Source organism: Mycolicibacterium brisbanense, assembly GCF_001570425.1.
GTDB classification, from domain to species: domain Bacteria; phylum Actinomycetota; class Actinomycetes; order Mycobacteriales; family Mycobacteriaceae; genus Mycobacterium; species Mycobacterium brisbanense.
In genome coordinates this window covers 87,719-99,654 of record NZ_BCSX01000047.1, presented here as the reverse complement: position 1 = coordinate 99,654, position 11,936 = coordinate 87,719, and the positions used below count along the sequence as shown (strand labels likewise).

The window sequence follows — 11,936 nt, the reverse complement described above, 5'->3', positions numbered from 1 at the left end:
AGGTCGACGCCACCACCGGCAAACCGCTGGTCGACGTCATCGTCGACGAAGCCGAACAAAAAGGCACCGGCCGCTGGACCGTCAAATCCGCCCTCGACCTCGGCGTACCCGTCACCGGCATCGCCGAAGCCGTGTTCGCCCGCGCCCTATCCGGCTCGGTACCGCAACGCAAAGCCACCGCCGGACTGGCCTCCGGCACCCTCGGCGACAAACCCACCGACACCCAACAATTCATCGACGACGTCCGCCAAGCCCTCTACGCCTCCAAAATCGTCGCCTACGCCCAAGGGTTCAACCAGATCCAGGCCGGCAGCACCGAATACGACTGGAACATCACCCCCGGAGACCTGGCCACCATCTGGCGCGGCGGCTGCATCATCCGCGCCAAATTCCTCAACCGCATCAAAGACGCCTACGACGCCGACCCGCAGCTGGCCACCCTGCTCGCCGCGCCCTACTTCCGCGACGCCGTCGAAGCCGCCATCAACAGCTGGCGCCGCGTCGTCATCACCGCCACCGCCCTGGGCATCCCCATCCCCGGCTTCTCCTCAGCCCTGTCCTACTACGACGCGCTACGCACCGAACGGCTCCCCGCCGCCCTCACCCAAGGCCTACGCGACTTCTTCGGCGCCCACACCTACGGACGCACCGACGCCGAACCCGGCCAAAAATTCCACACCCTCTGGAGCGGCGACCGCACCGAAATCCAGGCCTAGAGACCGGGCCGCTGGCAATGTGACATGCCAGGTGGGGGGCCCTGAAGACAGCGGAACTCCCAGCGGATGAACTGTCCTGCACGACACCATCTCAGCTGGGGGTTCCGCTGTCGGCTTTTGTACGGCGACCGAAAAGCGGTGGCCTGCCCGCGATGCGCGGACCAAATCGGCCTTGCTGCACTTTTGTTCGTGCAGCAAGGCCGATTTTGGCGAACGCTCGGGATGCTCAAGACCGAGCGTCATCGTCGCCCCAGCACTGCGCGTCCTGGACAGTGCTGGGGCGACGATCGGTTTCAGCGCATCTGCCCTGCGCCGACGTACGGGAAGGGGCTCTTCAGCAGCTTGCCTTCGGCGAACCGGGACAGGCGGAAGTCCTCGGCCGGGATATCGGCGTCGGAGCTCGTGCCGTCCACGACCAGGTCGGCGATGAGCTTGCCGACGGCGGGGGCGATCTTGAATCCGTGACCGGAGAAGCCCGCGGCGACGATCAGGCCGTCGACATCGGTCTTCGAGATCGCGGGGTTGAAGTCCGGGGTCACGTCGTAGCAACCGGCGTAGGTCGATGCGATCGACGGGTTCTCCAGGCCGGGGAACCGGGTGCCGATCTTGTCGACCGTGAGGTCGATGAAGTCGTCGTCGGCGCGGTTGAGGTAGTTGTCGGGGTCGGCCGGCTCGAGAACGTCGAGCGCGGAGTTACCGAACAGGATCTGGCCGTCGGAGCCCTCGGGGCGCACGTACTGCAGCGACACCAGATCGGAGAACACTGGAACCTTGCCGAGGTCCTGGCCCGGTTCGATGAGCACGATCTGCTCGCGGTGCACCGTGATGGGCAGTTCGATGCCGTGCTGAGCCAGCAGCGCGACCGACCAGGGGCCGGCGGCCACGACGACGGTGTTGGCCGAGACGACGCTGCCGTCTGCCAGGCGCACGCCCGTGGCTTTGCCGTTCTCGACGATGATCTCGCTGACCGTGGTGCTCTGGCGCAGGCGGACGCCCTTGCGGCGGGCGGCAGCGGCGAAGCCCTGCGCGGTCTGGTAGGCGTCACCGTATCCGCCACGCTCTTCCCACGCGAACGCGGCGAACGGCTCCAGGTCGGCAACGGGCCACAGCTTGGCGACCTCGGACTTGTCGATGTCCTCGGTGCGCACACCGACGGCGCGCTGGGCGGCCATGGAGTCCTTGATGGCCTGGACGTTCTGCTCTCCCACGCCGACCACGTAGCCGGTCTGGTGGAAGCCGACATCCTCACCGAGGATCTCTTCGGCGTTCTCGAAGAGTTCGAGGCTGCGAGTCGCCATGGCGGCCAGCGAGCTGACGCCGTAGTGGCAGCGCACGACGCCGGAGGACTTCCCCGTGCCGCCCGAGCCGACGGTGTCGCGCTCCAGGATGGTGACATCGGTGATGCCACGCTGGGCCAGCGACCAGGCTGCTGAGCAGCCTTCCAAACCGCCGCCCACGATTACGACGTCGGCCGTGGTGGGAGTTTCAGACATGATGATGACTTTCTGCCAGTGTGTTGGGTTGGATGCGGTCAGGGCTGCGTTACGGACTCAACGGCTTGTGAGGGGTTATAGTCGGCGGGCGGCCACGATCGAGCACACGATCGCGCGTTGCCCTCCGTCAACCGACGGGGCGGGTTGGCGGACGACGCTTTCCAGAAGGACACGGTGATCAGCGCCATGTCGCTTCCCTTCGCGCAGCGGTAGTACTGTGAGTTAACAAAATCCACCGCGAGTGGATTGGAGTTAACGCTACTACTGTTTCGCGGAAATAAACAGTATCTAATGTAGGGAAATCTTCTTTCAATTCTGCTTTCTCGCGGCCCGCACAGATTCCGGCTCCCCGAGGCAGATCTCGTCGGATTCGCGTGTGGTGCTGAGGTTTCCGGCCGCAGCCGCTGACAGCCGGGCCTACCCGAACGGGTAGACCGAACCATCCAGATTGGCGTTCCGCGTCGGCGCTCTTGGCGCGACCCTGGATGTAAGACCCCGACTTCTGGAGGAGGAGACACATCATGACCGTCACGACGGAACCGACCTCAGAAGTACACAGGCACGCCCTTGTCAGGCGCACCTCCGGCCGGCCGACCGCGCACCGCAACAACAGTGCCTGCGCTACGCGTTCGGCGACGGTATCCCGGGACGCCTCGCGCGCCCGCATCGACGAAATGCTCTCGCGCAGCGGCATTGTCACGCTGACCGACGACGACCTGGCCTGGCTGCGTCCCGGTGACCGGCCGGCAGACGCGATCCGCTGGTTGATGTCTCAGGGCCCGGCGATCCTGATCCTCACCCATGGCGACGCAGCGGCCACGGGCTACATCAGAGGCGGATCCGTGCGCGTACGCGGGGCCGCGGGCATCGACCCCGCCGCGTGGGTGGACGCGTTCGCAGCCGGGCTGCTACAGGCGCTCACAGCCCGCAATCTGGGGACCGACCGGAGTCCGCGATCCGTCGGTCTGGACGACCTGCACGGAATCCTGCACGACGCGAATATGCATGCGGCACAAGCGATCACCCCGGCGGGCGGACAGTAGGGGCCCGAACTAGACGTGTGAGTCCGGGAAGGTGATCACCGATAGGAAACTGATGGGCATCTGAATCAGGTCCACGGGCCCGTGCGTGCCTTCGCCATCGATCAACAGCGAGTCGCCGGGGTGCAACCGGTACACCGAGCGGCTGTGGCTGTAGTCCATCACGCCTTCGAGCATGTAGATGAATTCGGTACCCGGATGCTGAAACAGCGGGTAGGTGTTGCTCTTTCCGGTCAGCGTCACGTGCAGGCATTCCAGCCGCTTGTGTTCGCCGCGCAGGGAGCCCAGCAGCTGGTACTCGTGGCCTTCCCGCGTGCCGTCACGCGCGATACGGGCGCCGGTACCGGCTTCGACGAATGCCGCGGGGCGTGCCACATCCGAGCCGCGGAACAGTGATGTCACAGGCACGTCCAGCCCCTTGGCGAGCAGCGACAGCGTCGACAGGCTGCACGAGGTCTGGGCGTTTTCGATCTTGGACAGCATGGCTTTCGAAATGCCTACCGTCGCAGCCATTTCGCCGAGGGTCAGCCCCTGTTGCTGGCGCAGCTGTCGGACATTGCGGGCAATGGCCGTCTCGAGTTCGAGCTCCTCGATCGACTCGTCCGGACCGCGATCCCTCGCGATGCCCGAGACGTTACGCAAAAGCGGGGCTTCGGTCACCAGTTCACTGTAGTTTCTGCGAATATCTTCGCGGTAAGTCTGTTACTCACGTGACTGGCCCCCTCATCGCCGGCAGCGCCGAGCAGTGTCCGGCAAAAGCAGATCCGCTCAATTGCGTTTCACTGCAAATCTATTCATGAATCACGGGCGCCGCGCACTGCGGCGCCGAAGGCGGTGATTTCACCGCCCGGGTTGACCGGACGGTGAAATCACCAACCCTTGCTCGACTCAGTAGGCCGACGTTCCCGGGACCCACGAGGTTCCGGCGAGCGGGATGCGAGACATCGCCGCGGCCTCGACCGTCAAGGACACCATGTCCTCGGGCTCCAGGTGCTGCACGTGGGCCTTACCGCACGCGCGTGCGATGACCTGGAGTTCCAGGGTCAGCACCCGCAGGTAGTTCGCCAACCGGCGACCACCCTCGATCGGGTCGAAGCGGGCGGCCAGCTCGGGATCCTGCGTGCTGATGCCCGTCGGGTCCTTGCCGTCCTGGAAATCGTCGTAGAAGCCTGCGGCACTGCCCAGCTTCTCGTACTCCTCGGCGTACCGAGGATCGTTGTCGCCCAGGGCAATCAACGCAGCGGTTCCGATGGCCACCGCATCGGCGCCCAGCGCCAATGCCTTGGCGACGTCGGCGCCGTTACGAATGCCGCCCGAGACGATCAGCTGCACCTTGCGGTGCATGCCCAGCTCCTGCAATGCCTGCACTGCCAGCGGGATCGCCGCCAGCGTCGGGATGCCGACGTGCTCGATGAACACATCCTGGGTAGCCGCGGTACCGCCCTGCATGCCGTCGACGACGACCACATCGGCGCCGGCAGCGACAGCCAGCTTCACGTCGTAGTACGTGCGCGTCGCACCCACCTTGACGTAGATCGGCTTTTCCCAGTCGGTGATCTCACGGATTTCCGCGATCTTGATGGCCAGGTCATCCGGGCCGGTCCAGTCGGGATGCCGCGACGCCGAACGCTGGTCGATACCCTGCGGGAGGGTACGCATGCCGGCAACACGCTCGGAGATCTTCTGACCGAGGAGCATGCCGCCGCCACCCGGCTTGGCGCCCTGTCCGAGCACGACCTCGATGGCGTCTGCCTTACGCAGATCATCGGGGTTCATGCCGTAGCGCGACGGAAGGTACTGGTACACCAGGTTTTTCGACTGGCCCCGCTCCTCCGGCGTCATGCCACCGTCACCGGTCGTGGTGGAGGTGCCCACTGCGCTGGCGCCACGGCCCAGGGCCTCCTTGGCACGTCCGGACAGCGCACCGAAGCTCATGCCCGCGATGGTGATCGGAATGTCGAGCTTCAGCGGATATTTCGCGAACCGGTCACCCAGCACGACGTTGGTGGCGCACTTCTCGCGGTAGCCCTCAAGCGGGTAACGCGAAACCGACGCGCCGAGGAACAGCAGGTCGTCGAAGTGCGGCAACTTGCGCTTGGCGCCCCAGCCACGGATGTCGTAGATACCCGTGTCAGCGGCCCGTTGGATCGCGGCGATCGTGGTCCGGTCAAAGGTGGCGGACTCACGCAGGCCGAGCCTGGCCCGGTCGTCGTCTGTTTGACTCATCAGTATGCTCCGGCGTGATCGACGTGGAAGTGGTAGAGGTTGCGGGCAGACCCGTACCGCGTGTAGGAGGCAGTGTCGTCATCCTCGAACCCTGCCGCCTTCAGCAACTTGGCGAGCTCCTCGTGGTGCTCGGCCCGCATCTCCTTGGCGATACAGTCAGCGCCCAGCGATGCGGCGTTGCCGCGCAGGTAGATTCGCGTCTCGTAGATCGAGTCTCCAAGTGCCTCACCCGCGTCGCCGCGGATGACCAGGCGTCCGGCCTGCGCCATGAAGGCACTCATGTGGCCGACGTTGCCGCCCACCACGATGTCGACGCCCTTCATCGAGATACCGCACCGCGCAGAGGCGTTGCCCTCGATCACGAGCAGGCCGCCGTGCGCGGTCGCACCCGCGGACTGAGAGGCGTTGCCCTTGACCCACACGGTGCCGCTCATCATGTTCTCGGCGACACCGGTGCCGGCGTTTCCGTTGATCGTGATATCGGCCTGCTGGTTCATACCCGCGCCGTAGTAGCCGAGGTGTCCGTCGACCGTGATCTTGACCGGTGCGTTGACACCAACCGCGACGTTGTGCGCCCCGGCCGGGTTCTTGATGAGGAACTCACCGGACAGATCGGCCGCGTGCAGTGCGGCGTTGACCTCCCGCAGCGGCGTCTTCTCCAGGTCGAATGTCAACGGCTCCATGCGTACACCACCTCGGGCTCCGGTTCCCAGATCTTTGCGTTCTCGACACCCGGCAGATGTGCCAGGGCGCGGTACTCACTCGCCATCGCGACCCAGTCGGGGGTCTCGGCGATCACGGCAGGCTTGCACGAGATCGCGTCGCGCACAACGGCGAACGAGTCATGGTTCGACACCAGCAGGGTGTAGAACCCGTCAAACGTCGCGCACAGTTCCTTCAGCGCGGTTTCGATGTCGCGGCCCTGCGCCAGCTGGTGCGCCACGAAGCGGGCGCCCACCTCGGTGTCGTTCTCACTGTCGAACTGCACGCCCTCGCGCCGCAGGTCCCGGCGGATGGTGGCGTGGTTGGAGAAGGATCCGTTGTGCACCAGGCACTGTCCGGTGCCCACCGCGTAGGGGTGGCATCCGGCCGGGGTGACGGCAGACTCGGTGGCCATGCGGGTGTGCCCCACACCCTGCCAGCCCTGAGCCTTCGGAAGGCCCCACGCGTCGGCGAGGGTCCGCGGAGCGCCAACACCCTTGAGCACGGCGAGGTCTGAGCCGAAGCCGACGACCAGCGCGTTGGGGAGGGCCTCGCGAGCGGCGGCAAGCAGCGCATCGGAGTCGACCGCGGCGGTCAACAGGTAGGTCGCATCGAGGATGCGCACGTTGACGGCGACGCCCGCCTTTTCACTGACGGCAGCCGCAACCTCGTCAGCCGGGGCGTCAACCTCCAGCAGCGACACGGCGCCCTGTCCGGCCGGCGTCCAGTTGGGGTCGCCGTAGACGGCCACACCCGCTGAATCCATTCCGCGGTCGGACATTTCGCACAACATCCCGGTGAGCAGTTCGCCCAGCCTCGGATACAGTTCGGGGTTGCGCAGATGCAGCCCCACAATTCCGCACATTGTTGGTCTCCCTTCTTAAAATGCCGTCAGGTACTGATCGATTTCCCAGGAACTAACCTGGCTGTGATACGTGAAGAACTCGTCGCGCTTGAGGTTCGCGAAGTACTTGGAGACACCGGCATCACCGGCGGCATCCAGGACTTCCATCAACACGGGGTCGGCCTCAAGCGTTTCCACTGCGTGCAGCAGCGTGACCGGCAGTGCGGGACGCGAAGTCGCCTGCGCGCCCATCTCGCCGGGATCCACCTTGTTGGCGATTCCGTGGAGGCCTGCGCCGATTGCCGCCGCGGCCGCCAGGTACGGATTCGCCGATCCGCAACCACCACGCAGCTCGATGCGCTGGTTGTCAGGAATGCGGATGTAGTGGGTGCGGTCGTTGCCACCGAAGGTCGGGCTGTTCGGTGCCCAGGAGGCGCCGGAAGTCACCGCAACCGCGCGAGTGCGCTTGTAAGAGTTGACAGTCGGCGCGATAACAGCCTGCAGGGCACTCGCGTGCTCGAGGATGCCGCCGATGAAGTGGTAAGCGGTCTCCGACAACCCGAGGCCACGCTCGTCGGTGTCGGCCGGGAACACCGGAGTGCCGCCACTGGTCAGAGAGATGTGCAGGTGCAGGCCGCTGCCGGTGCGGTCGGAGAACGGCTTCGGCATGAACGTGGCGATCATGCCGCGCTCTTCGGCGCTCATCGCCAGCAGGTAGCGCAGCGTCACGACCCGGTCGGCGGTCACCAGAGCCTCGGCGTACTGGAAGTTCTGCTCGAACTGGCCGTTGCCGTCTTCGTGGTCGTTGGCGTAGTTGGACCAGCCGAGCTTGTTCATCGCCTTCGAGATGCCCGAGAGGTGCTCGTACATACGGGTCAGCCCGCGGACGTCATAACAGGGGTTCGCGGCCAGGTCGTTCTTGTCCGCGGTGTGCAGGGTGCCGTCGGCGTCGCGGTTGACCAGGTAGTACTCGACCTCAGCGCCCATCCACGGCTCGAAGCCGGCCTCGGCGGCGCGCTTGATCATGGCCTTGAGGATGTTGCGGGGTGCGTACGGCCACAGCTTGCCCTCGACGTACACGTCGCAGTGGACCAGCGCCAGCCCTTCCTTGACGAAGGGGATCGGGGTAAACGACACCGGATCGGGAACGGCGATCAGATCGGGGTCTTTCGGCTCCTGCCCCATGGCCCCAGCGGCGTAACCGGCGAAGCCGACGCCTTCCTTGGTAAGTTCGTCGATGGCTTCGACTGGTACCAGCTTGGCACAGGGCTTTCCCCGCAAGTCAACAAACATTGCGAGAATGAACTTCGTTCCTGACTGTTCGGCCAGGGTAGCAAGTTCGAGGTCAGGGGACATATTTATGCACCTAGTCTCGTGGTAGGAATCTTCGTATACCGCTAGTAAACACCCGCCGAAACGTTTGAGCAAGAGAGTTGGGCAAGGCAATTTCTCCGCCGCCCGCCGCAGCTCCAGGCGTGGCGGATTCGGCACCGCAAGTGGCCACAGTTTGATATACGCCCCCGCCCGCCGCGCGGGGAGGGGTGCCGCCCGCCGGCGCGACGGTGACCGGCCTGACCTTGGGTTTAGCCGCCACGGCCGAGCCCGCCGCTCACCGACGACCCATTCGCCCGCAGGCCGCTGCGGACCGCTCGTCGACCGGTGCGGATCGCCTCGGCGGGAAGCTGCCGGACGGGTTCACCGGGCGTTGTCGGCAACCCCGGCCGGCATGCGACACCGGCCCACGCGGACCGGATTGCCCGAACTGTCGAACTGTCATGAACTTTGTTGGACGCCAATCGTTATCGCGTTCACTTGGCATTGCGCACAGCCCCGGGCCGAGCTCGCCGGGATACCAGCGTCATCTGTTGTGCCACAACATGGTTGAACGAATCTCACCAGGTCTGCGGCGCCGCCGGACCCCGGCGACGTGTGCCCCGGGCCACACGTCGCCTCAATTCCTGTGCGCCGGGCCACAAGACCATGCGCACTGTTACCTCAATATTCATGCATCTCAGTGCATCTCGAATCAGTCCGCGCAGGTCTTGGCCGCTTCCGCGCCAACGAAACCGCGTTTACGGATAAATCGGCTGATTTGTCCCGCAGATACGGTTGTTTTGCCTGGCCGTCGTCGTTACGCTGACGCCGTGCCGACCATCCGGATCCGTGAGGCAGCCGAGTTGCTCGGCGTCAGCGACGACACCGTTCGCCGCTGGATCGACGACGGCGCGTTGACCGCCGAACTCGACGCGTCAGGCCGCAAGGTCCTCGACGGCGCCGCTCTCGCGGCGTTCGCACGCGCCAATGCCAGTGCGGCACCGAAGGATCCATTGGGCATCGGGAGCTCGGCACGCAACAGGTTCGCCGGGCTGGTCACCGACGTCATCGTCGACGGAGTGATGGCACAGGTGGAAATCCAGTGCGGGCCGCTGACGGTGGTGTCGCTGATGAGCAGTCAGTCGGTGCGCGAGCTGGGACTCGAGCCCGGCAGCGTGGCCGTCGCGGTGGTCAAGGCGACCACCGTGATCGTGGAAACCCCGAAAGGAATCTGATGCTTCGTGCCCTGGCCGTCTCCGCTGTGATGGCGCTGGCCGCGACCACCGCCTGCCAGTCCAACTCGACTTCGCAGCCGACCTCGTCCTCGTCGGGCGCCGCCATCACGGTGTTCGCCGCGGCATCGCTGAAGTCGGCGTTCACCGAGATCGCCGAGCAGTACAAGACCGACAACCCGGGCTCATCGGTCGAGTTCTCCTTCGCGGGGTCCTCGGACCTGGTCACGCAACTCACCCAGGGCGCACCCGCGGACGTGTTCGCCTCAGCCGACACCCGCAACATGGACAAGGCGGCGCAGGCCGGTCTGCTCTCAGGCAACCCTGTCGATTTCGCCACCAACACGCTGACCATCGCCGTGGCGCCGGGAAATCCCAAGGGCATCAAATCATTTCGCGATTTGACCAAACCCGGTGTGAGCGTCGTGGTGTGCGCCCCGCCGGTACCGTGCGGCGGAGCCACGCAGAAGGTCGAACAGGCCACGGGTGTCACACTGACTCCCGTCAGTGAAGAGTCGTCAGTGACGGACGTGCTCAACAAGGTCACCACGGGCCAGGCCGACGCGGGCGTCGTCTATGTCACCGACGCTGCAGGCGCCGGCGACAAGGTGACCGCTGTGTCGTTCCCCGAAGCCGCTCGGGCGGTCAACACCTACCCGATCGCGGTGCTCAAGCAGTCGAAGCACAGCGAAGCGGCCCAGCGCTTCGTCGACCTGGTTACGGGCGAGCCCGGCCAGAAGGCACTCGCCAAGGCGGGGTTCGCCAAACCTTAGAGTTCAGGACGTCGGCGGCGCCGTTTCGGCGTTGGGCGGCGGCGCGGCAGGCGGCGGCTGCTTCGCGGCCGCCGACCGCGCGGCCAGCGCTCCGGCGATCGACGTCGTGGCGATGGTGATGAGCGCACCGAGCATCATCGCCGAACCCTCGCCCGGCTTCAGCAGGTGCTGCTCGGTGCCCAGTGTCGCGGCGGCCACCGGGACCCCGAGTTGAGCGGCGGAGAACACCGCGAGCGGCAACGGCTGACCCGTCAACCGGCCCGCGGCGTGCGCCAGCACGGCACCGAAACCCAGACTGGCGCCGAGGACGATGAGCCCGGGGTTCTGACCGAGTTCGCGTACCTGCAGTGATGCGCCCAGCCAGACGAAGAACACCGGCGCGAAAAAGCCGTCGGTGATGCCGAAGAGTTGCCGGGCCAGCCGGCGTGGCTCTCCGATGGCCGAGATCACCAGACCGAGCGCGAATCCGGCCAGCATGATCGAGACATGCGTGGCAACGGCCACGGCGGCCAGGGTGAACAACAGGATCAGGCTGATCCGCAGTTCGAGGGCGAACTGATGGTCCTCGGAGTAGTGGTGCAGCCGTTTGCGATAGCCGGACCGGTCTTCGGCGCGCAGAAGCACGAACAACACCACCGCGCAGCCGGCGATGACCAGCGCACCCAATGCGGCGCGAGGGGCGCGCTGGATGTCGATCACCAAGGGCAGCAACACAATCGAGGCCGCGTCGGCGATGGCGATCTGTGCGGTGACCGACAGCACCTGCGGGCCCTGCAACCGCAGCCCGTCGATCACCGGCAACGCCAGCGCTGCCGACGACGACGCCATCAGCACCGCGTACATGAGCGCGTGACCGGTGGCGAATGATCTGGCGAGCACGAAACCGAGCACCGCGGCCACCGCACCCACGAGCACCGCTCGGGCCAGAGCCTTGGGAATCGCACTGTGCAGAGACGTATCTCGCACCGGGACGTGCGTGCCGACGACGAACATCACCAGCGCGAAGCCGATGTTGGCCAGCAGCGAGAACGTCGGATCGGTGTGGTCGATGATGCCGAATCCGGTTCTGCCGAAGATGATCCCGGCCAGCAGCTCGCCGATGACCACCGGGATCCGCAGCCGCGGCACCGACGCCAGTGCCGGACCGGTCAGCCCGATCACCACGATCAGTGCGAGCGTGCCGAAGCCGATGCCCGCCATGTCAGCGCGTCACGGTTGCCAGGACACCAGGCGGCACGGAATCCCGGTGTTCTCGTCGGTGAGGTAGCTCGCGCACACCCGGTGATAGCCGTCGGCCACCTGCAACTGCACACCGCGACGGCCATCGCCCCGCACCAGCAGGATCGGTGACAACTTCTTGCCGCCACTGATTTTGAACAAGTCGGCGCGGACATGGGCGTTGGTCTCCGGCAATAGCACCAGGCCGGCCGCGCGCAGGATGTCCTTGGCTTTGCGGGTGACGGGCGGCGCCTTCTTCAGCGCCGCCACCGTCTTGTCGACCGCGTCGGTCTCGGCCAGCAGCGACAGGTAATCCGCGGCCGCGTCGAAATCGTGATCTTCGGGCTTGTCGAGCCATTTCACCGCCATGGCCCGATA

At 65.7% G+C, this 11,936-nt stretch carries 11 protein-coding genes and 1 pseudogene; 4 read left to right on the top strand and 8 right to left on the bottom strand.

What is annotated here, in order from left to right:
• Positions 1-716: pseudogene (locus RMCB_RS27870) on the top strand (NADP-dependent phosphogluconate dehydrogenase); the annotation flags it as partial.
• 293 nt (positions 717-1,009) lie between these two features.
• On the opposite strand, the gene RMCB_RS27865 reads toward RMCB_RS27870, so the two are convergent.
• The gene (locus RMCB_RS27865; protein ID WP_062831338.1) at positions 1,010-2,209 is read right to left on the bottom strand and encodes an NAD(P)/FAD-dependent oxidoreductase; all 1,200 of its coding nucleotides are present in this window, start codon (positions 2,207-2,209) and stop codon (positions 1,010-1,012) included.
• 521 nt (positions 2,210-2,730) lie between these two features.
• Here RMCB_RS27865 and RMCB_RS27860 point away from each other — a divergent pair.
• Entirely contained in the window at positions 2,731-3,252 is a 522-nt protein-coding gene (locus RMCB_RS27860; RefSeq protein ID WP_072278555.1) for a carbohydrate kinase family protein, read from the top strand.
• A 9-nt stretch (positions 3,253-3,261) separates the two neighbouring features.
• Here RMCB_RS27860 and RMCB_RS27855 read toward each other — a convergent pair whose 3' ends face one another.
• From RMCB_RS27855 to glnT, 5 genes are all read right to left on the bottom strand, one after another.
• Positions 3,262-3,909, bottom strand: a complete 648-nt coding sequence (locus RMCB_RS27855; RefSeq protein ID WP_029373459.1) for a type II toxin-antitoxin system RelB family anti-toxin — start codon at positions 3,907-3,909, stop codon at positions 3,262-3,264.
• A 228-nt stretch (positions 3,910-4,137) separates the two neighbouring features.
• Positions 4,138-5,475, bottom strand: coding sequence for an FMN-binding glutamate synthase family protein (locus RMCB_RS27850; protein WP_029373460.1), 1,338 nt, complete (start codon positions 5,473-5,475; stop codon positions 4,138-4,140).
• Entirely contained in the window at positions 5,475-6,158 is a 684-nt protein-coding gene (locus RMCB_RS27845) for a GltB/FmdC/FwdC-like GXGXG domain-containing protein (protein ID WP_029373461.1), read from the bottom strand. The genes RMCB_RS27850 and RMCB_RS27845 overlap by 1 nt, the downstream gene beginning before the upstream one ends.
• On the bottom strand, positions 6,146-7,042 hold the full coding sequence (locus RMCB_RS27840; RefSeq protein ID WP_062831336.1) for a class II glutamine amidotransferase domain-containing protein: 897 nt from the start codon (positions 7,040-7,042) through the stop codon (positions 6,146-6,148). The genes RMCB_RS27845 and RMCB_RS27840 overlap by 13 nt, the downstream gene beginning before the upstream one ends.
• Positions 7,043-7,057: 15 nt before the next feature.
• On the bottom strand, positions 7,058-8,377 hold the full coding sequence (glnT, locus tag RMCB_RS27835) for a type III glutamate--ammonia ligase (RefSeq protein WP_029373463.1): 1,320 nt from the start codon (positions 8,375-8,377) through the stop codon (positions 7,058-7,060).
• Between the two features lie 788 nt (positions 8,378-9,165).
• Here glnT and RMCB_RS27830 point away from each other — a divergent pair.
• A complete protein-coding gene (locus RMCB_RS27830; RefSeq protein WP_062831335.1) occupies positions 9,166-9,570 on the top strand; it encodes a TOBE domain-containing protein in 405 nt (134 codons plus the stop codon).
• The gene (modA, locus tag RMCB_RS27825; RefSeq protein ID WP_062831334.1) at positions 9,570-10,340 is read left to right on the top strand and encodes a molybdate ABC transporter substrate-binding protein; all 771 of its coding nucleotides are present in this window, start codon (positions 9,570-9,572) and stop codon (positions 10,338-10,340) included. Before RMCB_RS27830 ends, modA begins: the two co-directional genes overlap by 1 nt.
• A 3-nt stretch (positions 10,341-10,343) precedes the next feature.
• Here modA and RMCB_RS27820 read toward each other — a convergent pair whose 3' ends face one another.
• Together RMCB_RS27820 and RMCB_RS27815 are read right to left on the bottom strand one after the other, a co-directional pair.
• Positions 10,344-11,540, bottom strand: a complete 1,197-nt coding sequence (locus RMCB_RS27820) for a cation:proton antiporter (protein ID WP_062831333.1) — start codon at positions 11,538-11,540, stop codon at positions 10,344-10,346.
• Between the two features lie 9 nt (positions 11,541-11,549).
• Complete coding sequence (locus RMCB_RS27815) at positions 11,550-11,927, bottom strand: hypothetical protein (protein ID WP_062831332.1); 378 nt, start codon at positions 11,925-11,927, stop codon at positions 11,550-11,552.
• Between the last annotated feature and the right edge of the window lie 9 nt (positions 11,928-11,936).